Here is a 26986-nt window from a genome sequence, read left to right as displayed (position 1 = left end):
TCAATAATCACTTATAATATTTATTTAAAGATCAACGGTCACTTTCACATTCATCCCTGCACGAAGTTTTACAGCCACTTTATCGTTTAAATTTTTGAACGTAATTTTTACCGGTAATCTTTGTACTACTTTCACAAAATTCCCACTTGCATTATCTGGAGGCAAAATTGAAAAAGTAGAACCTGTAGCAGGAGAAAATGAACTTATCACACCCTGAAATGTTTTACTTGGATACGCATCAATTTTAATTTCTACATTCTGGCCAGCTACCATTTTAGTTAACTGCGTTTCTTTAAAATTTGCAATGATCCATTTTGTATTATCAACTACTAAGCTAAATAATTGCGCACCCGCTTGTACAAACTGACCTGGCTGAATACTAACCTTTGAAACATAGCCATCTTCTGTAGCCGTAATTATTGTATAAGAAAGCATTTGTTTCGCATTTTCAACCTCTACCTGTTTTTGCTTTGCCATTGAAGTTGCGACACCAATTTGCTCAGAACTGGCAGCAGTTTGTGAATTAACGACACCTTGCTGCTGAGAAATTTGGTTTCTCTGGTCTACCAAAACCTGCAATTGTCTGTCAGCAGATTGTTTTGCAGCTAAGACACCATCATACTGAGATTGTGTGATACTGTGATCTTTCACCAGATTTGCATATCTGCTTAAGTCTTTTGTGGTTTTCCAAACATTTACTTTTGCAGCTTCTATTTGAGAATTTGCAGTTACTACTGCTGCTTTTGAGGTATTAATATTAGATCCTGCAGCCGCTGAAGTAGCTCTTGCACCCGCAATATTACTTTGTGCTGTTCCTAGAGCCGCTTGCGCTTGTTCAACCACCAATTTTTCGTCTTTATTATCCAGAATTATTAAAGTATCACCTTTTTTTACAAACTGGTTGTCCTTTACCCTAATTTCATCAACATAACCTGAAATCTTAGAAATTACTGGGCTTAAATTTGCGGCAATCTGTGCATCATCAGTATCTTCATGGGATTGATTAAACTTATAAAACCGGTATCCAAAAAAACCACCTATAACAATTAACACTGCTAAAATAATAGGAAAAATATTACTTTTCTTCTTTTTAGGCTGTGGGATGGATTCTTCTCGTTCGTTCGTATTTTCCATTATATTTATTTCTTATTTATTAATTTCCAATTAAAATTCCGCTCGTTTGTAATAATTTTCTATAAGCTAATGCTGCATCTGCCTGTGCATTTACAATATTAACCTCCGTTGAGATATTTGCTGCATCTGCATCTAAAAGATCTGTAATTGTTGATAAACCGTTATCGTATTTGTTTTTTGTAATTCGAAAATTTTCCGCCGCTTGTTCCTGCGCTTTCATATAAACATTGATCTTTTGGTTTGAAAAGTTTAAATTTTGATAATCTTGATTCACTTCCAGTTTTATCTGGTCATTAAGCAAATCATTATTAGCAGACAATTCTTGCTCTACTGCTTGAGATTTAATAAAATCAGAATTTTTCTTCCAAAGATTTCCCAGATCATATTTAACACCTAAGCCAATATTTATTGCATTGTACACGGTCAAAATTTTCGGCACATCTGCTGCAATATATCCGCCCGTTAAAGCAATGCTTGGAAGATATTCTGCTTTTGCCGATTTACTACCAAGTTCCGCGGCTTTTCTTTGCATTGATAATGCTTGTAGATCTTTTCTATTTTGTTGTGCTGCAGTTAAATAAAAATCAACAAAATTAAGATCTTTTTGTTCTGTAATATAATTTTGATCTACTTGCAAAATTGTTTTTTCAGACAGACCCACAAGCAAATCCATATTAATTGTGGCAATTGAATAATTATTTTGTGCTTCCAATAATTGCAATTCAATATTCGAAGTCTGTAAATTTGCTTTCAATCGATCATTTCTGGCTAATAAACCGTTATTTTCTAGTCTTAAAAAAGTTTCATCACGTTTCTGCGAAGCAGATAAATTCTCCTGAAGTACCTTTATTGATTGGTTTGCTTTAAATAAATTATTGTAAGCCTGCGCTATGTTAAAAATAACAGCCTGCTGGTTATTTTCATTTTTTAACTTTGAGGCTTCCACCAAATATTCAGCAGATTGAATCCCGTATTTTATTCTGCCACCTGCATATAGCGGCAAAGATAAATTGGCTTGACCTATTAAAGCTGAAGAGGGAGAAGGTGTTTTATTACCCGATGAAGGCGCTAAAAATTTAAAATTAACATTGGCATTGCCCAATCTGAGGTAAGATCCAGAGAGATTAAAATCTGGTAATTTTCTGTTTTTTGCTGCTAATAAATCAGCAGTTGCTTCTGAAATTTTCGCCTCGTCAATTTTTAGATATTTACTATTTTTGACACCCATTTCAATAGCATCATTCAGTGTAAGCATTTTCGTTTCCTGCGCATTCACTAGCGAAATGCCCAGAAATAAGCTAAAAGCAAAAAGGCCTTTATTAATTTTCTTCATAACCCAAAAGGTTTTTTAAAACTTGTTTAATATGTATATTTAATTCCTTATAATAATCATCATCAAAAGAAATATTTTCAGAAGTTTGGTGGTAATATTCTTTATACATGGGCAACCCATTCATTGCATAAAACATGGTTCCTATTAATGTCGCGTGCAAAAGCGCAATATTTGGCTGCATCTTAAAAACTTTATTTTTGAAACCATTCTTGGCTAATGCCTCATAAACCTTCAGATATCCCAGCTTAGAATTCTTCAGAAAATTAATGATGCGCTCATTTTTATTGGTTAATTGCTCAGTTTGCATAATCGTATAAAAAACTTTCATTTCCCTTACACGACTGGTATAACGATCAATTATTAACGAAATTTTTTGCCACTCATCAATATCTTCCCGTATAGTAATTTCATTAATATAAGATTGACTTTCTGCCATTCTCATTTCAAAAAGACTCTCTAAAAGTTTTTCTTTTGAGCCAAAATAATAAGAGATCATCGAAACATTAACATTTGCTGCACTCGCAATCTCCCGAGTGGAAGTTTTCTCAAAACCCTTCTCGGAAAACAATTGTTCCGCTGCAAATAAAATATTATGTTCTTTAGAAATCATCCTTTGATTTTTTTAACGGTGCAAATGTAAAATAAAAAATATTAAATCAAACGATTGATTGATTTTTTTATTTATAACTATTATAGATGAAGACAGCTCTTGAAATGGAATCATGTAAGCTGAAAAAGTTTTTTAAACCAGTCAATAAACAATTGTAAACAACAATGCATGTTTCCTGTCGTAAAAATTATTTTTTCAACAGAAGAATAATGATTGAAAAATCATTTTTAGTAATTGAGAATCTTCCCAAAATTAAAATTCTTGCTTTAAATTTTAGTCACTTTTCAAGCTGCACGATGAATAAATCGGGTTAATTTAATTCCCAGATCTGTCCACACAATTTTAGAGTTGGCATTTCTGGAAAGATGATAATCTGCTGCAGAAATTTCATCTAAAATAGATGCGATATTTTTCCCGTGGATAAAATTTGAAAAACTTTCCCACTTAAAATTATTCTGAGCAATCTTTTTATAGACTAATTGTTCAACACCGTAATTTTGCATCAGCGCCAAACGAAACATTTCGGCGCAATATTCTAAAAATTGTTTTTGCTTTTCTTTATTCCAAAGTGCAATATTTCTACCCCATTTTACCAATTCCTTAAGCATCAACGGATTTTTCTTTGCCTGAAATGCAAATCGAACCCAAGTCACAAAAAGATCCTCAAATTCGGAAACGGATTCATCTGTAACAGTTAAGTTCATAGCAGAATTCCAGTCACCTTCCGCGGCAAAAATAATTTCAGCAATTGTTTCTTTAGAAATGGCCTTCGCTGACAAAGCACCTTCTATTGCTTCATCTGATATCCGAGGAACCGTCACTAACTGACACCGGGAAAAAATAGTTGGTAAAATAGCATCAGTCGTTTCTGCAAGTAAAAATATTAGTGTATTTTTTGGCGGTTCTTCTAAAAATTTTAGAAATTTATTAGCTGCAGCAGTATTCATTTGGTCAGCATTCCAAACGATCAAGATTTTAGTACCGCCTTCAAAACTTTTAAGAGAAAATTTAGAATTCTGCTCTTCAATTTCGTCAGCAGAGATAAATAATTGCTTATTTTGAGAATCTAAAATCTCTTTCCACTCGCTGAATTCTGAATAAGGATTTTCTAAAATCATATTGCGGAACTCCGGAAAAAGTCTTTTACTTAAAGATTTTTTATCTTCTGTAAAAACTGGAAAGCTGAAGTGCAAATCTAAATGGTTTAGGCTATCTACCTTCGTCCCGGAAGTTTCCTTTTCAGCTGTCAAAATTTCTTTGGTATATGCTAAGACCAACGGTAATACGCCGTACCCAGATTTACCGAGAAACAGCTGCGCATGACTAACACGCTTTTCTGTAATACTTTGTTTTAAAGTAGATTTTAAATTTTCCTGGCCAATAATTTCATTCCAATTCATTTTTCAAAGATAAAAAAAAACTGTATTTTTAAATATATTTATGAAAATAAGCAAATTGGATCTAATTAAAAGTGGAATCGTAATTTTAAATCAATGCCACAAGTCTGGCAAATTAAAACTAGCTGTCTTTTAATGTAAAAATTTTAAATATTTCTACATTATTAACTTAACAAACTTTAACGGCAGTATATTTTCTCAATTCATTATAAAGTAGGATATTTGCGCATTATTTTTAAAAAGATTTATGAAAAGATTTATTGTTATATCTTTCCTTGCTGCAGGTTATTTTACACAGGCACAAAGCATCGGAAATTCACCTTACGCTTCTTTTGGAATTGGAGATGTGAAATATGATAACACTGTGGATATCAGCGCAATGGGTGGAATTTCAACGGCTTATATCTCAGATTTTACCAATTCATATAACTTTACAAATCCCGCAGCCAATCTTAATTTGGAACTTACTTCCATAAAAGTTGAAGCTACGAATGAGAACAATTTTTTTAAAACAGATGTTAATAATACGAAGGTAACTAAGCATTCAACCTATCTTTCTAATATTTCGATTGCATTTCCACTTTCGAAAAATGTAAAATTCGGTTTGGGATTTCAGCCTTACAGCAGTAAGAATTATAGTTTTGTAAATACTACAACAAACGGTGATGCTACAACAATCAATCGTTTTACGGGCGCTGGTACAGTAAGCACTGTTCAAGCTGGACTTTCTTACCAAATTATACCTGGGTTTGCTTTAGGATTAAGAAGTAATTTTTACTTTGGAAATTTGTATAACACGGAAGAGATTACCAATACAAGCGCTATTTTAATTAATGGTTATCAAACTATAAATCTAATTAAATCATTTGACTTTACCGTTGGATCTGTCTATCAGAAGAAATTTAAAGACGATCATAAATTTACTGCAGGCGCAACCTATACTTTTGGTGCGACCGGAAATACTACAACATCTTACAAAAACAGTACTTATTTTTATAACACAACAGGAGTTCCTCAGGATGAATTAATAATAGAAAGTAATACACAAAAAGACAATAATCTTTTTCCAATGCAAGCGTCTATTGGCGCAGGATACGGAAAAGATGCAAAATGGTTCTTAAGTGGTCAGATGGATTATAAACAAGGTCAGTCTGTTTTATTCTTAGGTCAGGATTTTCAATATAAAGATTCTTACAAAGCATCAGTTGGTGGCTGGTATCTACCCGATTTTAATAATTTTAGAAATTATCTACAGCGTGTGACTTACCGATATGGCGCCTATTATCAAAAAGGAAATCTATATTTAAATGATAAAAATATTAATGAATTTGCTATTACAGGCGGTGTTACAGTTCCATTTGGAGGTAAAGTAAATGCAGCAAGTTCTCTAGATTTAGGTTTTGAAGTTGGAAAACGTGGTACCATTCAAAATAATCTAATTAATCAAACATTTTTTAATTTTAAAATAGGAATTAATTTCGCAGATAAATGGTTTACAAAACGTTACTACGATTAATAATATGTTATTTATTTTCAAGCAAATAAAATTTAAAAATATAGCGGCTTTCCTAAGTTTCGCTATATTTTTTTCTCTGCTTTCCTGTGAAGAAGATTTAGCAAAATCTGCAGGAAAAAAAAATACAAACTTTCCTTCTCAAATTATTAACGGCGCTCAGATTATTCAGCGGGATTCGGGGTTTATAAAAATTCGTGCTACAGCTACATTGATAGAAAAGTATGAATTAATAGACACGCCCTACATTGAAGCCAGAAAAGGGATTTATATTCAATTTTTTGACAAGAAAAAACCGACAAAACCTGGAACAATCAAAGCAAAGTATGCTAAAATTATAGAGAAAAAGCAATTTTACGAAGCCAAGGGAAATGTGAGGATTGTGACTAATGAAGGACAAATTTTTGCAACGCAATCTATATTTTGGGACAAAAAAAACAAAAAAATGTATACTAACGATACAGTTTTTGTCACTGACAAAGATGGATCCACATTAGTTGGTGCCAATGGAATGACCGCAAAAGATGATTTTTCTGCTTATACATTCTATAATAACTCTGGCGATATTAATGCTAAAAAACTTCCAGCATCACAGCGGTAATCTTCTTTAAAAATAAAGCTTATGAAAACTTATTTTGCTTTAGGTTTAATGTCAGGAACCAGTATGGATGGATTAGATATCTGTTACGCTAAATTTTCTTTGTTAGATAAAGTCTGGCAGTTCGAAATTTTAAAAGCTGAAACTTTACTTTATTCAGAAAGCTGGACTAAAAAATTAGCAGATGCAATCGGACTTTCCGCAGTCGATTTGTTAGAAGTGAATACTGAATACGGTTTCTATCTAGGTGATAAAATTGCAGAATTTATCACTTCAAAAAAAATTACTGTAATAGATGTTATTTCTTCGCACGGCCACACCGTTCACCATCAACCCCAGAAAAAATTCACTTATCAAATTGGCGATGGACGCGCGATAAAAATTAAAAATAATTTTCCACTCGTCTATGATTTCCGTAGTCAGGACGTTTTATTGGGCGGAAACGGAGCACCTCTAGTTCCAATCGGTGATCAAAATCTTTTTTCAAATTATGACGCATGCCTAAATTTAGGTGGATTTTCTAATATTTCTTTTGAAGAAAATTGTAAAAGAATGGCGTTTGATATATGTCCGTTGAATATTGTACTAAATTTCTTCACAAAAGAATTAGGTCAGAAGTTTGACGATAAAGGTGAAATTGCCAAAAGTGGAATTGTAAATAATTTAATTTTAAAGCAATTAAACCAATTAGAATTTTATAAAAATTCTCAGCCTAAATCTTTAGGATATGAATTTGTTCAACAGGAGATTTTCCCTTTATTAACAGATGATTCTATCGGTAATATCCTTGCAACATTCACAGAACATGCCGCCCAAAAGATATCAGACATTTTAAACCAACGGCAAATTAAAAACGTTTTAATTACAGGTGGCGGAACTTACAACAACTTTCTAATAAATAAAATAAAATCTAAAACAGATTCTGAAGTTATAATTCCGGAAAATAAAATAATTGATTTTAAAGAAGCTCTAATTTTTGGCTTTATGGGCGTTTTAAAACTTCGAAATGAAAATAATGTTTTATCATCCGCGACAGGTGCTTCGAATGATCACTGCACCGGTATTTTGATATAAAAAAAAGACTTCAAAATATGAAGTCTTTAAATTATTTAAATAAAATCCTATAATTTTTCTAAATTATCTGTCAAAGCATTGATAAAGTTTTGAAGTGGTTTCTCAACCATCATCTTAATAAATGGATTAAATTCACCTTCAAATAAAAGTTGTACCTCGGTTTTATTATCTTCCGCGGTTGCCAAATTTCCCGTTAGAGAAAAATCCAAACTAGAACTTGCAGATTTTAACACAACTTGATCTTCTGATACCTTTTCAATTTTTAAGGCAATCTCGGGCATTCCTTTCAAACCAAATTTAAATCCATCGTCTCTCGCTTCAAAATTTTGAAGTGAATCTGGCATCAAATGTCTATAATCTTCGGGGGTTTTTAACATTGCGACTAAATCTTCCCGGGATTTATTAACTAATATCTTTCGTCCTTCTAAATTCATTTTTATATTTTTGTATTAAATCTAAAGCCTTGCAAATGTATAAAGTTTTTGTGAATGAAAAAAAATTAAGTCTAACACAATTGCCAGAATTAGAAGTTAAGCATATAAAATTTGACGGTTCACACAGTCTGGAAATGGCAATTGACTTTTTAGAAAATACTGCATTGGAAGCTGTAAATATTTATGGCAAGCCAATAGAAGAAGTTTGGGAAAAATTTAAACATTTACACCGGGAAATAGAAGCTTCTGGAGGAATTGTTTATAATTCACAGAATAAAATTTTATTTATACATAGACTTGGCAAGTGGGATCTACCCAAAGGTAAATTAGAAAAAGGCGAATCTGTAGAGGAAAATGCCATTCGCGAAGTGGAAGAGGAAACAGGTTTAAGTGGCTTAATTTTAGATAAATTTATCAACCAAACTTACCACATTTATACAGAGCGAACTGGTGAAAAAATTTTGAAGAAAACCAATTGGTTTAAGATGTTTTACAAAGGAAATGAAACTCCAGTTCCGCAAATTGAAGAAGGTATTAAAGAAGTCTCTTGGAAAAATAAAGACGCAATTGAGAAAGATGTTTTACCTAAAACGTTTAAAAATATAAAATTAATTTTAAAAGATGTGCAAAAGTTAGAGCACTTCTAAAATCCTTTCTAGCGCAATTCCCCGCGAGGCTTTAAGTAAAATATTTTTAGTTTTAATCGGATTTTTCTCTAAATCATTCATTAAATCTTGTGTTGACGCATAAGTTCTTTCTGGTGAAACATTCATGAAATGAGATCCTACACAAATAATTTTATCAAAATTTAAACTTTCTGCTAATTTTAAAATGACAATATGTTCTTTTTCACTTTCAGCGCCCAATTCTAGCATATCACCAATAATAATTGTTTTCGAGCCTTCAAATTGGCTGAAATTTTTCAAAGATTCTATCATTGAGCTTGGATTGGCATTATAAGTATCGAGAACCAGAGTTTTCCCGTCGCGCTGCATTATCTGACTGCGCATGTTTGTCGGCTCATAATTTTCAACAGCATCTTTTATTTCATCAATAGAGACGCCAAATTCCAGACCTAAAGTAGCTGCCGCGCAGAGATTAGTAAAGTTATAATCGCCAGTTAATTGCGACATAATTTCTTGATCTTTATATTTAAAACCAACGAAAGTATTTTTCCGGATCAACTCAAAATCAAACTGACTTTTTGCATTTCCAAAGGTTATTTTAGAAAAATAATCTTTAGTTTTTTCAACCTGAGTGAAATCATTTTCGTTGATTAAAATTGTTTGGTTGTGTGAGATTAAATAGTCATACAATTCAGACTTGCCCTTTATTACACCTTCTACTCCACCAAAACCTTCTAAATGTGCTTTACCAAAATTAGTGATGTAACCAATATTTGGCTGAGATAAAGTGCAAAGAAATTCGATTTCATTCTGGTGATTTGCACCCATTTCAATTACGCCAATTTCATGAAAATCCTTTATTGAAAGGATGCTAAGTGGAACGCCGATGTGATTATTTAGATTTCCAAGGGTATATTGAACATTAAACTTCTGCGATAACACGGCATGAATTAATTCTTTTGTCGTGGTTTTACCATTGCTCCCGGTAAGCCCTATAATTGGAATTTTTAACTGGGATCGGTGATAAAGTGCCAATTCTTGCAAAAATATTAAAGTTGAGGGAACTAAAAGAATATTGTTTTTTAAATCTTCGAATTCAGAATCTTCAACAATCACCGCCAAAGCGCCCTTTTCAATTGCTTCCGAAGCTTTGGTAGCACCATTAAAAGTTTTACCAGAAAATGCAAAAAACAAATCATTTTCAGATACGTCTTTACTGCTGATACAAACCTTATTTGACCGTAAAAAAAGAGAATAAAAATCTTTAATATTCATTTTTCAAAAATAAAAAATAAAGTCTGAAATTACGCTAAAAATGAAAAACTTAAGCAAAATTAATTTACTTAAGTTTAATTTTAAGAATATAGTTTATTATTCTATTTAAAAATATAACTCAAGCCAACACTTAGTATTTGCTGAGATTTTTTCTTAGCAACATTGGGATCAGTAGTTTTGATTTCTTCCGGTGAATTTTTCAAATCTGGCAAAGCATTAGATAATCCTACATCATACTTCACGGTCAACTCCAGTTGTCTTCTATAACTGTAACCAACGCCAGCACCTATATTTAAATTAAAAGAACCAGCTTTACCGTAGGAATTAACTTCATAAGAAGCTTTGCTTGAATTTTTAATATCCTGACTAATCAAAAAGTCAAATCTAGGTCCACCAAAAGCAAAAAACTCACTTTCTGCTTCAGAGAAATAGGCTTTAAAATTTATAGGAACACTGATGTAATTTGCTGCATAAAGCGCATTATATCCTATTTTCCCTTTTGCCAGCGGATCTTTTCCAGTTTCACCAGCACTTAGATATAATATTTCTGGCTGGATGTAAAATTGATTATTGTAATCAATCGGAATGAGAGCTAAAACTCCGCCATAAAAACTATATCTTGGACCAGAAGGATTATGCGCATTTTGCACACGGGAATAGTTTGGTCCTGCTACAATACCCAACCGTGTGCTGTTAAAGTCTATCTGAGCAGACAGCAAAGTTATGCTCAGGACAGACATGATTAAAATAATTTTTTTCATATTTGTGTTTTTATTATTTATCTTAAAACTTTTGCAACAGTTTTGCCAATGTCTGCTGGTGAATCTACCACATGGATTCCGTTCTTTCTCATAATTTCCATTTTTGCCTGTGCAGTGTCGTCCTCACCACCAACAATTGCGCCTGCGTGGCCCATTGTTCTTCCTTTTGGAGCAGTTTGACCAGCGATAAAACCTACAACTGGTTTCTTAGAACCACTTGCAGAATAATATTTTGCTGCTTCTGCTTCTAAATTACCACCAATCTCACCAATCATTACAACGGCGTCAGTTTCAGGATCATTGATAAACATCTCTAAAGCTTCTTTCGTAGTTGTACCAATAATGGGATCTCCACCAATTCCGATGGCTGTGGAAACGCCGAAACCAGCTTTTACTACTTGATCTGCAGCTTCATATGTCAAAGTACCAGATTTAGAAACGATTCCTACTCGTCCTTTTTTAAAGACGAAACCTGGCATAATGCCGATTTTGGCTTCATCAGAAGTGATAATTCCTGGGCAGTTTGGTCCGATTAAACGGCAGTCTCTACTAGAAATATAATTTTTAACTTTTACCATGTCTTCCACCGGAATTCCTTCAGTGATACACACAATTACTTTAATACCTGCTTCTGCGGCTTCCATAATTGCATCTGCAGCAAATGGCGGCGGTACAAAAATAATACTTACGTTGGCGTGCGCTTTTTCAACTGCTTCTGCAACTGTATTAAAAACTGGTTTTCCTAAGTGCTCAGAACCACCTTTTCCTGGAGTTACTCCACCAACAACGTCAGTTCCATATTCAATCATCTGACCGGCGTGGAAGGTTCCTTCATTTCCTGTGAATCCCTGTACAATTACTTTGGAATCTTTGTTTACTAATATTGACATTTTAAAAATTATTTTATTTTATTATTAAGACTTCTTATGGTAAATTACTCGTTATACTTTTTTAAAATTTCTAAAAGATCTTCATCTTTGAACTTATTATAATTAATTTCGTCAATTGATGAGGCTAATTCTGGTTTATCAGATGTAAGTTCTTCTAAATTTTTCTTGTTATCTGAAAACAGATTTAAGACAAATTTTTTGTCCCCTTTTTGTAAATAGTCACCAATCTGTGTAGTGCTTCCATAAGTATTATTGGAATAAGTTCTGCACCAACTGATCTTTCCTTCCAACTTAACCTCAACCAAACCTCTAAAATTAGGATTCGATTTAAAAATTCTTGGTTTATTCTGTAAATGTATAAATTCTACCCTCTTAATATCAGATGAAGGATTATTCTCATATCTGATACCTTTGTCACCCGTTTTTATATTTAATCCTGTGATGCTTTGTTCATCAAGGTAAACTTCATGATAGCGATTTGTGTCAAATAGAATTTTCGTGTTAAGCTCATGACCATCATTAAAAGTAATTTTACTATTTATATATTCACTTTCAGAATATACGAAACTACTTATCAGCGAAAAAAAAAGTATAAATTTTTTCATTTTTACAAATTTAATTAATATTAACTGAAACTAAAATATTAGCAGTTCATTATTTTAAATTCTTGATTTTTATTTCCTTTTTTAAATAATCCCGAAACTCTTCAGCTAACTGTCCGAAGTAGGTTTTGCCACCTTCAAGATCTTTATTGACGCCAGTTTTACCGAGGATTATAGCACCTTTACCTATTCTTTTTCCGGAAGCCATCGCAACCTGTCCCCAAATGGTGACATCATCCTCAATAATACAGCAACCAGCGATTAAAGCACCAGAAGCAATTAAAGTTCTGTTTCCTAAAACCGTATCGTGACCAATCTGGATTAAATTATCCAGTTTTGAACCCCTTTTAATAATTGTAGAATCAGTAACGCCACGGTCAATGCAGCAGTTATTACCAATCTCTACATTATCTTCTAAGATTACATTTCCGACAGAGATCATTCTGTCATATTCACCGTTTAATTTTCTGTAATAAAAAGCATCGCCGCCTAAAACAGTGTTTGACTGAATAATACAATTATCGCCAATCTGGGTTCTATCGCCAATCACGACATTAGGAAAAATGGTACAATTATTACCAATAGACACGTCATTTCCAATTATTACGGAAGGATGAATATGCGTGCCATCTCCAACTTCAATGTTGTGAAGCTCGGTTATAAATGGATTAATTTTGGTAAAATGAGAATTTATCAAATTAAAATCACGAAAAGGATCATCAGAAATCAGAAGTGACTTTCCTTCTGGCACTTCTACTTTTTTATCAATTAAAATGATAGTTGCTTCAGAATTTAATGCTTTATCATAATACTTTGGATGATTAACAAACACTATTTCACCAGCTTTTACACGGTGAATTTCATTCGTGCCATGAATTGGAAAATTTTCATCGCCGATAAATTCAGAGTGAATTAAATCTGAAATTGATTTTAAGGTTTGAGGGTATTGAAAAGTCATATTGAAAGATAAATTTTAGATTTAGAATTATCCTATATTTATGAAAATTTTTTATTTTTATGCACATTGCAGCCCGACTTGAGTGAAGCTCATTTTGCTATAAAATATTTTCTAAAATGAACAAAATATTAAAAGCAAAATAGCGGGAACGGAAGGCGGAAATGTCTGCCCAAAAAAAATTATTTAACCCGTTCCAAATAACTGCCGTCTTCGGTATTTACTTTAATTTTATCACCTGCTTCTATAAATAAAGGCACGTTTACAATCGCACCAGTTTCCAAAGTTGCTCTTTTAAGTGCATTAGTTGCGGTATTTCCCTTCACACCTGGATCTGCTTCTACGACCTCCAAATAAACAGTTGGCGGTATTTCTGCGGAAAGTGGAGATTCATCTGCTTCTTTTAAAATGATGGTTACTTCTTCGCCAGGTTTCATAAACTGAGCATTTTCAATCATATCTTTGTCGATATAAATTTGAGAGAAATCATCATTGTTCATAAAATGAAAGCCATTTTCGTCATCGTATAAATATTGAAATTTTCTGGTAATTACTTTTACCTCATCAATTTTGTTACCGGCAGAAAATGTATTATCTAAAACCTTTCCGTTAGTTACACTTTTCAATTTTGTTCTTACAAATGCAGGACCCTTGCCAGGTTTTACGTGCATAAATTCAATTACTTTAAAGATATCATTGTTAAATTCAATACAAAGTCCTTTTTTAATGTCGCCGCTTGTTGCCATTTATTTATTTAAAAAATTATTTATTTATTCTTTACTGCTTCCGTAGCCTTTTACAATGCCCCGGGGTGAATTCTGTATGAAAGTTAAGATTTCATCCCGTTCTAAAGTTGGAAGCATTTCTTTCTCGATGTAACTTGCTGCTTGCGAAACATTTAGTTTCATCTGAAATATTGCACGGTAAATTTTTTGAATTTCAAAAATCTTTTCGTTGCTATAACCTCTGCGTCTTAAACCTACAGAATTTATTCCCGCATAAGTAATCGGAACTCTACCAACTTTTACATAAGGTGGAATATCTTTTCTGATAAGTGACCCGCCAGAAATCATAGCGTGTTTACCAATTTTTCCAAATTGCTGAATAGCAGAAAGTCCACCCATTATTACATAATCGCCAATTTCCACATGACCTGCAATTCCACAACCGTTTGCGATAATTACATTATCTCCGATTAAGCAGTCATGCGCAATGTGAGATGTTGCCATGATGAGACAATTTTTTCCTAGTTTAGTAAAACCTAAAGCTTTCGTGCCACGGTTTACCGTCACACATTCTCGAAGCGTGCTTCCATCACCAATAATAACCTGCGTGACTTCCCCATCAAATTTTAAATCTTGAGGAACAGCAGAAATTACGGTCCCTGGAAATATCCTGCAATTTTTACCGATTCTTGCCCCTTCATAAATTGTTACATTAGAACCTATCCAGGTCCCTTCACCAATCTCGACATCAGCGGCTACACTCGTAAATGCTTCTATGACCACATTTTTCCCAATCTTTGCTCTCTTATCTACAACGGATAACTGGTGGATCATATGCTATTAATCTTTTTTCATTTTTGCGACTTGAGCCATAAGTTCTGCTTCTACCACGACGCTATCTCCTACATATCCATAACCTTGCATGTGAACTATGCCTCTTCTTATAGGTTCCAAAAGTTCAATTTTGAAAATAATAGTATCGCCTGGAACTACTTTTTTCTTAAATTTTACTTTGTCAATTTTAATAAAATACGTAGAGTAATTTTCTGGATCCGGTACGCTTGCTAAAACTAAAATACCCGCAGCTTGAGCCATTGCTTCTACCTGCAGAACTCCCGGCATTACCGGTTCCTTAGGAAAATGACCTTGAAAATAAGGCTCATTCATCGAAACATTCTTCAAACCAACAACATGACTGTCAGAAATTTCAAGTATTTTATCTATTAATAAAAATGGAGGCCTGTGCGGTAGCATCCGCATAATATCAACGATATCAAAGACAGGTGGTTTAGTTAAATCAAAATCAGGAACATTCTTTTTTTTCTGAAGCTTCCACTGACGGTTTAATTTTTTTGCAAATTGCGTATTTACATGATGACCGGGTTTATTTGCAATAACTTTTCCTTTGATCTTAACACCAACTAAGGCCAAATCACCGATTACATCTAAAAGTTTGTGGCGTGCAGCTTCATTAGGATGGTTAAGCGTTAAATTATCTAAAATCCCATTTGGACGAATTGAAATACTTTCTTTCCCAAATGCTTTTTTTAATTTATCCGTTGTTTCTGGTGTCAATTCTTTATCTACATAAACAATTGCATTACTGATATCTCCACCTTTTATTAAACCATTATCCAAAAGTGTTTCTAACTCATGAAGAAAACTAAAAGTTCTAGCGTTTGCAACTTCATCTTTAAATTCAGAGATATCTTTAATAGTTGCATTTTGCGTACCTAAAACTTTGGTTCCAAAATCCACCATGGTAGTCACTTCATAAGTATCAGACGGAATGATTGTAATCTCTGAACCAGACTCACTATCTACATAACTTAAGACTTCTTTTACTACTAAATACTCTCTGTTAATATTCTGCTCTACAACACCAACTTTTTCTATGGCTTCTACAAAATACTTCGAAGAACCGTCCATTATTGGTGGCTCGGCGTTATTCATTTCAATAAAACAATTGTCAACATCCATTCCAACTAAAGCAGCTAATATATGTTCACAAGTATGGATTTTAACGCCTAATTTCTCTAAAGTGGTTCCTCTATCGGTAGTTGTTACATAATTGACGTCTGCTTCCACTTGAGGATGTCCTTCTAAATCTGTACGCACAAAAACAAAACCAGTGTTTTCTTTCGCAGGCTTTAAAGTTACATACACCTCTTTTCCTGTGTGCAAACCAATTCCAGAAAGACTTACCGCTTCATTAATTGTTTTTTGCTTATCACTCATTATTTTTGTCGTTTGAGTTTTTTTCTAATTTATTTAGTCTTTGCACAATGGCTGAAAGGTTTCTGAAATGAACGTAATTCCTACGATAATCACTCGCATTCATTGAAGGTGATCCATATAAAATTTCGCCATCTTTCACATTACTAATTATGCCGCTTTGTGCCTGAATTTTTACTTCGTTCCCTATTTTGATATGGCCCACAATTCCAACCTGTCCACCGATCATATTCCAGTCACCAATTACACTTGATCCTGCAATACCCGTTTGGGCCGCAATTACATTATGTTTACCAATTTTTACGTTATGTGCAATCTGGATCAAGTTATCAATCTTTGTTCCTTCGCCAATTATGGTTGAACCTATTGTTCCTCTGTCAATACTGCAGTTTGAGCCAATTTCTACATTATTTTCCAAAATAACGTTTCCCAGTTGAGGGATTTTTTCAAAACCATTTTTTGTCGGCTGGAATCCAAAACCATCGGAACCCACAACTGTATTTGAATGAATGATACAATTATCGCCAATAACACAAAAATCATAGATTCTGGCGCCGCTGTAAATTTTGCAATTACTGCCAATTTTTACATTTCGACCTATATAAACTTGCGGATATATCTGCGTAGAATTACCAATATTAGATTTTTCTGAAATATAAGCATGGGATCCAATATAGATATCACTGCCTAATTTTACGCTCTCATGAATATGGGCGCCTTCTTCAATGCCAGATCTTTTAGACTGCATTTCCTGATAGAGATTCATTAAAACCTGAAATGAGAGATAAGCATCTTCGACCACAATAATCGTGGGGCTGTATTTTTTATCTTCAATTAATTTTTGAGAAACAATTAAAACAGAACAGCGTGAATTTTGCAAATGTTCAGCAAACCTTTCTTGTCCAACAAAAGACAAATGGCCCTCCAAGCCATTTTCTATAGGTGAAACTCCGCTGATCACGGCATCCTTATCCCCTATAATTTTACCGCCAATAATGCCGGCAATTTGCTCTGCTGTAAATTCCATATTTTGCAAAGATAATAAAAAACTCTTTTACGAAAATAGTTTATAAAGTGGAAATATTTACCCTATTTCCCGCGGGAAATACAGAATATATTTTGTGTTCACCTGTGTTATAAATGAAGAGAGAATCTGATTTTCAGATTCTTCAAGCTTTACTTTTTTTCCTTCCTTTTGAAGTAAATAAATAGGTTCATTTTCCGCATCGTAAGGCAGAAGAATTCTGATAGTTATTCCAACCATTTCACTTCCTTCTTTAATATCAAAATACTGATTTACTTTTTCAATTTTTTCATTAATTAAATCTTCCGAGAATGGTTTTGACGAAATAATTGTCTTAGGAAAATTCCGGTTGATAATAGATTTACAGTAATACGACAAAAGAAAATCTGAGCTTTTAGTCCACATTTTAATACTTAAAAGTACATCATAATCATCCAGCTCTGTAAATCGCTCGATATCTTCCACGCCAGTTTCCGAATTCGGATTTCTGTTTAAAAAATATTTTAAATTATCAGAAGCTGGCAAATCCTTTCCTGCCGAACTCAAATATTTTGCCCGTTCTAAAATTTTAACTAAAAAATGCTCCGCCAGAGATGCCGTTTTATGAAAATACACCTGCCAGTACATAAACATTCTGGCTGTGAGAAAATTTTCAATAGAATAAATACCTTTTGCGTCAATCACCAGTTCATCTTCCGAAACGTTCATCATAGAAATAATGCGTTGCGCATTGACATTTCCTTCGGAAACACCAGAAAAAAAACTGTCGCGTTTCAGATAATCTAGACGATCGACGTCAATTTGAGAAGAAATTAACTGATTGAAAAATTTTCTGTGGTATTTGCCTTTAAACATTTCGATCGCCATTGTCAGTTCGCCAGCAAATTCTGTGTTCAACTGCTCCATTAATAATAAAGACAATTTCTCATGGCGCCAGTCTTCAATTAATATATTTTCTAAAGCGTGTGAAAATGGACCGTGACCAATATCATGCAATAAAATTGCTAGAAGCGCTGATTTTTCTTCCTCTTTTGAAATTTCAATTCCCTTTAATTTTAAATTCTCCAACGCTTTAAACATTAAATGCATCGCTCCTAAAGCATGATGAAATCTAGTGTGAGTCGCACCCGGGAAAATTAAATTTAAAAGACCTGTCTGAGAAATTCTACGCAACCGCTGGAAAATCGGATGCTCAATGATATCAAATAAAATTTCATAAGGGATTTTTATAAATCCGTGAACGGGATCGTTTATTATTTTTAATTTGTTCGTCATCAACACAGTATTTTTAAAACTTCACAAATCTAAAACTTATAAAACCAAACCGATAATAAATAAATAGATTTCTACTCAATATTTTCTTTTTAAAGCCTTGGTAATTAACTAATATTTAACTTTAAAATAGCACAATTTGGCTATCCCAAACCAAAGAATGGTTGTAATTTTGAAATTATAAATATTAAAATTAAATAGAATGTCAGGAAAAATATTATGGATTGATGATGAAGTGGACCTTTTAAAACCACATATTGTTTTTCTGGAAAACAAAGGATATACCTTAAAACCAATTAATAACGTAAATGAAGCTTTAGAAATATTAAGTAAAGAAAAATTTCAGTTAGTCCTACTGGATGAAAATATGCCTGGAATTTCTGGTTTAGAAGCTATTCCACTTTTAAAAAATATCGATTCTTCTTTGAAAATTGTAATGGTTACAAAAAACGAGGAAGAAAATATTATGGAACAGGCCATTGGCTCTCAGATTTCAGACTATCTGCTAAAACCGATTAATCCCAATCAGGTTTTATTGTCTTTAAAGAAAAATCTTCAAAGCGAAACTTTAGTTGAGCAGCACACCATATCAGAATACCAGCAGGAATTCCGTAATCTAAGTCTAGAATTATCTTACCTAAAAACCTACGGTGATTGGGCAGAATATTATAAGAAAATTCTTGCTTGGGAAATAAAGTTTGATAAAGTTTTCGATAATGATTTTGCAGATCTGTTGCAGAGTCAAAAAGAAGAAGCGAATATCCAATTTTCAAAATTCATAGAAAATAATTATGAAGATTGGTTAAATACCAGTGACAAACCATTGATGAGCCATACACTTTTTAAGGAGAAAGTAAAACCTGTGATTGAGAAATATAAAACTCTGCTTTTAATGGTCGATAATTTACGCTATGATCAGTGGAAAATGATTGAGCCACTTTTTACAAAATTCTATGATAAGACATCTGAAGATTATTATTACAGCATTTTACCAACAGCGACACAATATGCTAGAAATTCCTTTTTTGCTGGACTTCTACCGTCAGAAATAGAAAAAAGATTTCCAGATAAATGGTTTAATGACAATGAAGAAGGCAATAAAAATGAATTTGAACGTGATTTTTTAGAAGACCAAATGAAAAGATTAGGGCTCTCTAACAAAAGTATAAAATATCTAAAAATATTAAATTCAGATTTTGAAAAGAAAGTCTTGGATGATTTTAATCAACATAAAAACAATGATTTATTGGTAATCGTCTATAATTTTATAGATATTCTATCTCATGCAAAAACAGATAACAATATTGTAAACCAATTGATTAGAGACGATAAAACTTTCCGATCTCTTACTTTAAACTGGTTTGAAAATTCTTCTTTAATTAAAATTATAAAGCTCGCGGCAGAAAATGGTTTCAAACTCGTTCTTACGACAGATCATGGAACAATCTATGTGAAAAAACCAAGTAAAGTAGTGGGTGACCGTGAAACTTCTACCAATATCCGATACAAAACCGGCCGAAGTTTGACTTATGAAAACAGCGATGTTTGGGCCGTAAATAATCCTGAAAAACTGTTTTTACCCAAAGGAAATCTAAGTTCCAAATATATATTTGCGAAAAACAATTTCTTTCTGGCTTATCCTAAAAACTACAATCATTTTGTAAATTATTACAAAGAAACTTACCAGCACGGCGGAATTTCATTAGAAGAATGTATCATTCCGATCTGCACATTTGAACCCAAATAGTTTTTTCATAGTTTATTTTATTTGGGCTCAGGCGGGAAAAATCTCTGGATTTTTCCCGCTTTTTTTATAAAAATTTTGTAGTTAGTTAGAATATAATTGTCTATTATAACTCTAAATATTGAATAATTGCTGTTGAAAAAAAGTGCTCAAAATTCTAGCCCCGGGTGAAGCGGCATCCTTTTGTGGCGCGAGCGCAGCGAGCGCCACAAAAGATACAGCGGAAAACGGGAACAATCTTCTAGGGAAGCACTATTCTTCTAGCTCCTTATTTTCAGTTTTATTGCGGTTGATAAAAAGATAAACCGGCACACCGAGAAGAATTAAAATAAATCCTGGCCAAGTGTATTGTGGTTTATAAAATATTAGAAGCACGCAAAATGCAGTACCAATAATTAAATAAATGAGCGGTGTAATTGGATAAAGCCACGTTTTATAAGGTCGTTCTAAATCTGGACTTTTAAATCTGAGATAAATAACGCCAAAAACAGTGATCATATAAAACAAAACAATTACAAAAGAAATCATATCTAATAAATCACCGTACTGACCGCTTAAAGCTAATAGACACGCCCAACCACCCTGCATCCAAAGTGATTTTTCTGGGACATCGTTTTTATTATTTGCAATGGCGGCTTTGAAAAATAAACCGTCTTTTGCCATAGTTTGAAAAACCCGCGAACCTGCGAAAACCAATCCGTTGATACAGCCAAAAGTTGAAACCATCACTAAAACGGCAATAATGACTGTTCCACCATTACCGAAAATTTGTTGGGAAGCGGCGACTGCAGTTCGGTCATTTGCGGCAAAAGCAATTCCATTTCTATCTAAAACATTAAGGTAAACCAAATTGATTAAAAGATATAAAACCATTACCACAGAAGTTCCTAAAACCATTGATTTTACAACGTTTTTCTTCGGATTTTCAATCTCGCCAGACATGAAAGTCACATTTTCCCAAGCCACGCTCGAAAAAACGGAACCAACCATTGCAGCAGCAATCCCTCCCAATAAAGTGACACCAGAAATTGGAACCCAACTTGTATTTTTAAGATTTTGAAACGCTTGGGTTCCAAAACTCATATTTTCTGCCCAATGTGAATTTTTCACCAAAATAAAACCTAAAATAATAATTCCTAAAAGCGCAATTACTTTGGAAGCTGTAAAAATGTCCTGTACAATTTTTCCATTTTTCATCCCTTTTGTATTAATGTAGGTAAGGAAAAGTATTACAACAATAGATAGAATTTGAATCCAAGTGATTTGAAAAGTGCCATGTTGGAAAATTGGCGCTGCTTCATTTAAACTCGGAATTAAATACGCGGTAAATTTGCTGAAAGCCATTGCAACGGCGGCGATTGTCCCAGTTTGTATCACGGTAAAAAGTCCCCAACCGTAAAGGAAACCTGTCATTTTACCAAAAATCTTGGTGATGTACGTGTATTGTCCGCCAGCTTTTGGGAATAAGGCGGAAAGTTCGCCGTAACTTATTGCTGCGGCAATTGTCATTACTCCGGTAATTACCCAAACGACGATGAGCCAAAACCCGGAACCGAGATTTCGCATCATATCTGCGCTCACGATAAATATTCCGCTACCGATCATTGAGCCCATTACAAGCATTACGGCGTCCCAAAGTTTGAGTTTTCTGTTCATTAGTTTTAGTTTTTAAAGCAGTAAATATAATTTTTTTTGGGATAAATTATTAATGAATTTCAAAAAGGTTTTTATAAATATTAAAAATAAAGTTCTAATTTTACCAGAATCAAATTAGAAAAATAACTGATCATGAGCAAATTCGGATTTTCATTTTCACTAAACAGATTATTAGGTGTTACTCGTGCAAAACAAAGATTTGCCAGACAAACCGGAATCCCAACCACAAAAAGTGGATTGCAAAGGAAAATTGGAAGTCGTATTTTGAATTTATTTTTTAAAAAATAAGTATCGAAAATCTTTACTAGTTTAAAATGAAATCTTACACTATTTATTTTGTGCTGGACTTTTTTGAAAGAAAAAAACTAAACCTCAACTTTAGCCCTGATCGTAATGGAAATCCTGGCATTGCATGCTGACAATTTCAACGAATTACTCCGTTCTTCGCAATGACAGATTGCAATGAAGAGCGGGAAGACACTTTGAAAAAAGCAGAAATTTCCTGCTCCAAATATTTACAATTACTAAAATTTTAGCAAAAAAAATCCGCTCTAATATTAATTAAAGCGGATTAAATATTTAATGAGAATTACGATTTCGCCATTCTGTCATTTCTCTTTCTTTCGTCTTCAGACAAGACTTTTTTACGCATTCTGATAAAGTTTGGCGTTACTTCTATCGCCTCGTCTTCCTGAATATATTCCATACATTCTTCTAGAGAGAACAATGTTTTAGGCGCAATATTTCCGTCTTTATCTTTACCGGCTGCACGGATGTTATTCAATTGCTTTGCCTCCACGATATTGATAACCAAATCTCCCGGTTTGTTTTGCTCACCGATAATCATTCCACCGTAAATTTCTTCACCTGGATTTACATAAAATACACCTCGATCCTGTAATTTTGCGATAGAATATTCCGTTGCTGGACCTTGCGTTTTACTAACTAAAACACCATTACTTCTACCTGGAATTGAACCTTTGAATGGTTTGTATTCTAAAAAACGGTGTGCCATAATTGCTTCACCTGCGGTTGCAGTTAACATCTGAGAACGTAAACCGATCAAACCTCTGGAAGGAATTTCAAATTCCAAATGTTGCATTTCACCTTTTGTTTCCATAATGTGAAGATCGCCCTTTCTTTGTGTGGCTAAATCAATCACTCTAGAAGCAAATTCTGCGGGAACGTCTACAACCATACTTTCGTAAGGCTCACATTTTACGCCATCTATTTCTTTTATGATAACTTGTGGTTGTCCGATGGTCATTTCATAACCTTCTCTACGCATGGTTTCAATTAAAACTGATAAATGCAAGATACCGCGTCCGAATACTAAAAATGTATTGGCATCTTCAGTTGGCTCCACTTTTAGGGCTAAATTTTTCTCCAGTTCACGCATCAACCGCTCTTTCAAGTGATTGGATGTGACGAATTTTCCGTCTTTTCCAAAGAAAGGTGAGTTATTAATTGAGAACGTCATATTTAAAGTCGGCTCATCAATTGCAATTCTAGGCAATGGATCTGGATTTTCTAAATCTACAAATGAATCGCCAATTTGGAATTTATCAAAACCAACAATGGCGCAAATATCTCCTGCTTTTACTTCTTGAACTTTCTTTTTACCAAGACCTTCAAAAACGAATAATTCTTTTACTTTACCTCTTACAATTTTGCCGTCTTCCTGCGCAAGACCGATCCACTGTGATTCTTTTACAGTTCCCTGGATGATTTTACCAATCGCAATTCTACCTAAAAATGAAGAGAAATCAAGAGATACAATCTGCATTCTTAAAGGACCTTCTTTAGCTTCCGGCGCTGGAACGTGCTCCAAAATACCGTCTAATAATGGGAAAATATTATCAGTTTCTTCTAGTGAAGTATTAAACCAACCTTGTTTTGATGAACCATAAAACGTTGGGAAATCCAATTGTTCTTCCGTTGCATCTAAATTATAAAAAAGATCAAAAACCTGATCGTGAACTTCATCTGGACGACAGTTTGGTTTATCAACTTTGTTGATAACGACAACCGGTCTTAAACCTAATTCTAATGCTTTAGAAAGCACAAATCTTGTTTGTGGCATTGGTCCTTCAAAAGCATCAACTAATAAAAGTACACCATCTGCCATTTTCAAAACACGCTCTACTTCTCCACCAAAATCGGCGTGACCAGGCGTATCAATAACATTAATTTTTGTACCATGGTACATCACAGAAATATTTTTTGACAAAATGGTAATTCCACGTTCTCTTTCAAGATCGTTGTTATCCATGATCAATTCGCCAGTTTCCTGGTTGTCTCTAAAAACACTTGTTGCGTGGATAATTTTATCAACCAAAGTTGTTTTACCGTGGTCAACGTGCGCTATAATCGCGATATTTCTAATATTTTGCATACCTATTTTTTACGTGTGCAAAAGTAATCATTTTTTTTGGATTATGTTTAATGTAATCATTGATGTAAATCATTGTTAATATTAAAATTTAAATAATTTCACAATTTATAAATGTACAAGTTTGACAATAGGATTTGCGGGAAGACTTAACCTGATTTATTAAAATAATTTTTTGGATGAAGCTTTACCAGAGAAGTTTTAGTAATTTTCTAAAAATTAATTTAAAGAAGTAATTTTCTTTCTCCGACCCTAAAGCGCGGAAAATTTCTCACAAAATTTCATTAAAATTACATCCTTTAGGGTTGGGGACATATTTTTGATGAAATTTTCCACCAATTGCATTTAGTAAACTGAAACCTTACTTTTGTCTTTTAACTATTAGTTATGACAAACCTCAATTTCATTCAGCAAAAACTAAATATTCCCACCAATAGTATTGAAAGTACTTTAAAATTGTTTGCTGAAGACTGCACGATTCCATTTATCGCCAGATACAGAAAAGACAGAACGGGAAACCTTGATGAAGTCCAAATTGAAGACATTTTTAAACTTAATAAAGAGTTTTTAGAAATTGTAAAGCGAAAAGAAAGTATTTTAAAATCAATTGAAGAGCAAAACGCTTTAATGCCGGATTTAAAACAAAAAATAGAACTAAGTTTTAACCTTCAGGAATTGGAAGATTTTTATCTGCCTTACAAGAAAAAACGCAAAACCAAAGCCGATTCCGCCCGCGAAAATGGTCTAGAACCTTTGGCTAGAATCATCATGGCGCAGAATTCTTCTGGTCTAAATTCTTTAGCCAGCAACTATTTAAATGAAAATATTTCCACAATTGAAGAGGCTTTTCAAGGTGCACGCGATATTATGGCAGAATGGATCAATGAAAATATCTACGTCCGAAAAAACCTGCGACGATTGTTTCAGAAAACGGCTTTGATTACTTCTAAAGTCATCAAAACAAAAGCCGAAGAAGAACCGGCACAAAAATTTAAACAGTATTTTGATTGGCAAGAAAGTTTAGACAAAATCCCTTCGCACCGTATATTGGCGATTTTGCGCGCCGAAACAGGAGGTTTTGTACGCATGAAAATTGAAGTTGAGAAAAATGAAGCCTTAAATTTCATGGACAAAACTTTAATTAAAAATAACTCTGAAAGTGCGGAACAAATTTATTCAGCCATCGAAGATTCCTACAAAAGATTGCTAGAACCTTCCCTTTCCACCGAAGTTTTAGCCGAAGCCAAAGCGAAAGCCGATGAAAAATCCATTCAGGTCTTTGCAGAAAATTTAAGTCAGTTATTGCTTGCGCCACCTTTGGGCGAAAAAAGAATTTTAGCCATTGATCCTGGCTTTAGAACCGGTTGCAAAGTAGTTTGTCTGGATGAAAAAGGCGATCTTTTGCACAACGAAACCATCTTCCCGCATCCGCCACAAAATGAAACGGCAATGGCGGTAAAAAAAATAAAATCTTTAATCTCTGCTTATAATATTGAAGCCATTTCGATCGGCAACGGAACAGCAGGAAGAGAAACCGAATTTTTCATTAAAAAGATCCGTTTTGAAAGAGATCTCGAAGTCTTCGTGGTTTCGGAAGCGGGCGCGTCCATTTATTCGGCGAGTAAATTGGCACGTGAAGAATTTGGCAATTATGATGTTACCGTTCGGGGCGCAATTTCCATTGGCAGAAGATTGTCTGATCCGTTGGCAGAACTGGTAAAAATTGATGCAAAATCTATCGGCGTCGGACAATACCAACACGATGTGGACCAAAGCAAACTTAAAAACGAACTCGATTCTGTGGTGATGCGCTGCGTGAATTCCGTCGGCATCAACCTCAACACGGCGAGTAAATCTTTGCTTAGTTATGTTTCCGGCATCGGGGAGAAAATGGCGGAAAATATTGTGACTTACCGCACAGAAAATGGCGCCTTCCAAAGCCGGAAAGACTTAAAAAAAGTGCCGCGTTTGGGTGAAAAAGCCTTTCAGCAGTCGTCTGCGTTTTTGAGGATCCATCAGGCGAAAAATCCTTTGGATAATTCTGCCGTTCATCCCGAAACTTACGCTTTGGTAGAAAAAATGGCCAAAGACCTCAAATTAAAATCCGACGAACTGATCGGCAATAAAGAGAAAATAAAGTTGATCAATCCCGAAAACTATATTTCTGAAAACACCGGGATTTTAGGCATCAAAGATATTTTAAAAGAACTTGAGAAACCCGGTTTAGACCCACGAAAATCCGCAAAAGTCTTTGAGTTTGACCCGAATTTAAAATCCATAAAAAACCTAAAAGTGGGCATGACCGTTCCCGGCATTGTGAACAACATCACGGCTTTTGGCTGCTTCGTGGATCTGGGCATTAAAGAAAGCGGCCTCGTGCATATTTCCCAGTTAAAGGAAGGTTTTGTGTCGGACGTCAATGAAGTCGTAAAACTGCAGCAGCAAGTGATGGTGAAGGTTTTGGAAGTAGATGAAGACCGAAAACGGGTGCAGTTGACGATGGTTTTGTGAAATTTTTATAGCTAGGAAAGGCTGCTTTTTAAATTTCACAACAGAACAATAAAATTTGTATTTTAGTTGAATAAAAATAATGTAAAAAGACACGAATAATTAAATTTTAAAGATTTCAGAGTTTGATTGATATAAAAAATCAAAAGAGAAGAAGAATTAGAATTCAGTAAGTTTTTAAAGGTAAGGAAACTAAAAGTAAAAGGCTTGAATCGGTTAAATTTATAA

The 26986-nt window shown here is 33.8% G+C and carries 23 protein-coding genes; 6 read left to right on the top strand and 17 right to left on the bottom strand.

Annotated features, from left to right (window positions below):
• Nucleotides 1–24: 24 nt before the first annotated feature.
• The 4 genes from ACVBED_RS02945 to ACVBED_RS02930 all read right to left on the bottom strand — a co-directional run bounded on the left by ACVBED_RS02945 (nucleotide 25) and on the right by ACVBED_RS02930 (nucleotide 4477).
• A complete protein-coding gene (locus ACVBED_RS02945; RefSeq protein ID WP_447121079.1) occupies nucleotides 25–1134 on the bottom strand; it encodes an HlyD family secretion protein in 1110 nt (369 codons plus the stop codon).
• 19 nt (nucleotides 1135–1153) lie between these two features.
• Nucleotides 1154–2467 carry a TolC family protein gene (locus ACVBED_RS02940; RefSeq protein WP_447121078.1) on the bottom strand — a complete coding sequence of 438 codons (1314 nt, stop codon included), beginning with the start codon at nucleotides 2465–2467 and terminating at the stop codon, nucleotides 1154–1156.
• On the bottom strand, nucleotides 2454–3077 hold the full coding sequence (locus ACVBED_RS02935; RefSeq protein ID WP_447121077.1) for a TetR/AcrR family transcriptional regulator: 624 nt from the start codon (nucleotides 3075–3077) through the stop codon (nucleotides 2454–2456). Before ACVBED_RS02935 ends, ACVBED_RS02940 begins: the two co-directional genes overlap by 14 nt.
• Nucleotides 3078–3361: 284 nt before the next feature.
• A complete protein-coding gene (locus ACVBED_RS02930; RefSeq protein WP_473094453.1) occupies nucleotides 3362–4477 on the bottom strand; it encodes a DNA polymerase III subunit in 1116 nt (371 codons plus the stop codon).
• 244 nt (nucleotides 4478–4721) lie between these two features.
• Here ACVBED_RS02930 and ACVBED_RS02925 point away from each other — a divergent pair, with 244 nt between their 5' ends.
• From ACVBED_RS02925 to ACVBED_RS02915, 3 genes are read left to right on the top strand one after another with little or no spacing between them, the layout of a single operon-like run.
• Nucleotides 4722–5990 carry a hypothetical protein gene (locus ACVBED_RS02925; RefSeq protein WP_447121074.1) on the top strand — a complete coding sequence of 423 codons (1269 nt, stop codon included), beginning with the start codon at nucleotides 4722–4724 and terminating at the stop codon, nucleotides 5988–5990.
• Between the two features lie 4 nt (nucleotides 5991–5994).
• Nucleotides 5995–6588 carry an LPS export ABC transporter periplasmic protein LptC gene (lptC, locus tag ACVBED_RS02920; RefSeq protein WP_473094452.1) on the top strand — a complete coding sequence of 198 codons (594 nt, stop codon included), beginning with the start codon at nucleotides 5995–5997 and terminating at the stop codon, nucleotides 6586–6588.
• A gap of 21 nt (nucleotides 6589–6609) precedes the next feature.
• The gene (locus tag ACVBED_RS02915) at nucleotides 6610–7659 is read left to right on the top strand and encodes an anhydro-N-acetylmuramic acid kinase (protein WP_473094451.1); all 1050 of its coding nucleotides are present in this window, start codon (nucleotides 6610–6612) and stop codon (nucleotides 7657–7659) included.
• A gap of 47 nt (nucleotides 7660–7706) precedes the next feature.
• On the opposite strand, the gene ACVBED_RS02910 is transcribed toward ACVBED_RS02915, so the two are convergent.
• Nucleotides 7707–8093, bottom strand: coding sequence for an SRPBCC family protein (locus tag ACVBED_RS02910; RefSeq protein WP_447121073.1), 387 nt, complete (start codon nucleotides 8091–8093; stop codon nucleotides 7707–7709).
• Nucleotides 8094–8128: 35 nt separating this feature from the next.
• On the opposite strand from ACVBED_RS02910, the gene ACVBED_RS02905 reads away from it, so the two are divergent.
• Complete coding sequence (locus ACVBED_RS02905; RefSeq protein WP_447121072.1) at nucleotides 8129–8740, top strand: NUDIX hydrolase; 612 nt, start codon at nucleotides 8129–8131, stop codon at nucleotides 8738–8740.
• Here ACVBED_RS02905 and ACVBED_RS02900 read toward each other — a convergent pair.
• The 10 genes from ACVBED_RS02900 to ACVBED_RS02855 form a co-directional block, all read right to left on the bottom strand.
• On the bottom strand, nucleotides 8726–9994 hold the full coding sequence (locus ACVBED_RS02900; protein WP_473094450.1) for a UDP-N-acetylmuramoyl-tripeptide--D-alanyl-D-alanine ligase: 1269 nt from the start codon (nucleotides 9992–9994) through the stop codon (nucleotides 8726–8728). The genes ACVBED_RS02905 and ACVBED_RS02900 overlap by 15 nt on opposite strands.
• Nucleotides 9995–10095: 101 nt before the next feature.
• Nucleotides 10096–10755, bottom strand: coding sequence for a porin family protein (locus ACVBED_RS02895; protein ID WP_447121071.1), 660 nt, complete (start codon nucleotides 10753–10755; stop codon nucleotides 10096–10098).
• Nucleotides 10756–10772: 17 nt separating this feature from the next.
• Nucleotides 10773–11645 (bottom strand): succinate--CoA ligase subunit alpha, encoded by an 873-nt coding sequence (gene sucD / locus ACVBED_RS02890; RefSeq protein ID WP_447121070.1) that lies wholly within the window; start codon nucleotides 11643–11645, stop codon nucleotides 10773–10775.
• 44 nt (nucleotides 11646–11689) lie between these two features.
• Nucleotides 11690–12250 (bottom strand): hypothetical protein, encoded by a 561-nt coding sequence (locus ACVBED_RS02885; RefSeq protein WP_447121069.1) that lies wholly within the window; start codon nucleotides 12248–12250, stop codon nucleotides 11690–11692.
• Between the two features lie 49 nt (nucleotides 12251–12299).
• Nucleotides 12300–13205 (bottom strand): LpxD N-terminal domain-containing protein, encoded by a 906-nt coding sequence (locus ACVBED_RS02880; protein WP_447121068.1) that lies wholly within the window; start codon nucleotides 13203–13205, stop codon nucleotides 12300–12302.
• Nucleotides 13206–13384: 179 nt separating this feature from the next.
• Nucleotides 13385–13948 carry an elongation factor P gene (gene efp, locus ACVBED_RS02875; RefSeq protein ID WP_447121067.1) on the bottom strand — a complete coding sequence of 188 codons (564 nt, stop codon included), beginning with the start codon at nucleotides 13946–13948 and terminating at the stop codon, nucleotides 13385–13387.
• A 24-nt stretch (nucleotides 13949–13972) separates the two neighbouring features.
• Entirely contained in the window at nucleotides 13973–14761 is a 789-nt protein-coding gene (lpxA, locus tag ACVBED_RS02870) for an acyl-ACP--UDP-N-acetylglucosamine O-acyltransferase (protein ID WP_447121066.1), read from the bottom strand.
• A gap of 6 nt (nucleotides 14762–14767) precedes the next feature.
• Complete coding sequence (locus ACVBED_RS02865; RefSeq protein ID WP_473094449.1) at nucleotides 14768–16165, bottom strand: bifunctional UDP-3-O-[3-hydroxymyristoyl] N-acetylglucosamine deacetylase/3-hydroxyacyl-ACP dehydratase; 1398 nt, start codon at nucleotides 16163–16165, stop codon at nucleotides 14768–14770.
• Nucleotides 16158–17189 (bottom strand): UDP-3-O-(3-hydroxymyristoyl)glucosamine N-acyltransferase, encoded by a 1032-nt coding sequence (gene lpxD, locus ACVBED_RS02860; RefSeq protein ID WP_473094448.1) that lies wholly within the window; start codon nucleotides 17187–17189, stop codon nucleotides 16158–16160. The genes ACVBED_RS02865 and lpxD overlap by 8 nt, the downstream gene beginning before the upstream one ends.
• Nucleotides 17190–17246: 57 nt before the next feature.
• Nucleotides 17247–18461, bottom strand: coding sequence for an HD domain-containing protein (locus tag ACVBED_RS02855; protein WP_447121065.1), 1215 nt, complete (start codon nucleotides 18459–18461; stop codon nucleotides 17247–17249).
• Between the two features lie 199 nt (nucleotides 18462–18660).
• Between ACVBED_RS02855 and porX the strand changes: the two genes are divergently transcribed.
• Nucleotides 18661–20205 carry a T9SS response regulator signal transducer PorX gene (porX, locus tag ACVBED_RS02850; RefSeq protein ID WP_447121064.1) on the top strand — a complete coding sequence of 515 codons (1545 nt, stop codon included), beginning with the start codon at nucleotides 18661–18663 and terminating at the stop codon, nucleotides 20203–20205.
• A 249-nt stretch (nucleotides 20206–20454) separates the two neighbouring features.
• Here porX and ACVBED_RS02845 read toward each other — a convergent pair whose 3' ends face one another.
• Nucleotides 20455–21858, bottom strand: coding sequence for an APC family permease (locus tag ACVBED_RS02845; protein WP_447121063.1), 1404 nt, complete (start codon nucleotides 21856–21858; stop codon nucleotides 20455–20457).
• Nucleotides 21859–22447: 589 nt separating this feature from the next.
• Nucleotides 22448–24253: a translational GTPase TypA gene (gene typA, locus ACVBED_RS02840; protein WP_447121062.1), complete on the bottom strand. Its 1806-nt coding sequence runs from the start codon at nucleotides 24251–24253 to the stop codon at nucleotides 22448–22450.
• A gap of 384 nt (nucleotides 24254–24637) precedes the next feature.
• On the opposite strand from typA, the gene ACVBED_RS02835 reads away from it, so the two are divergent.
• Complete coding sequence (locus tag ACVBED_RS02835; RefSeq protein WP_447121061.1) at nucleotides 24638–26761, top strand: Tex family protein; 2124 nt, start codon at nucleotides 24638–24640, stop codon at nucleotides 26759–26761.
• The last annotated feature ends 225 nt before the right edge of the window (nucleotides 26762–26986 follow it).

This window comes from Halpernia sp. GG3 (genome assembly GCF_052976925.2).
Note: the sequence above shows the minus strand (reverse complement) of the source record. Positions and strands in the feature narration are given on the sequence as shown.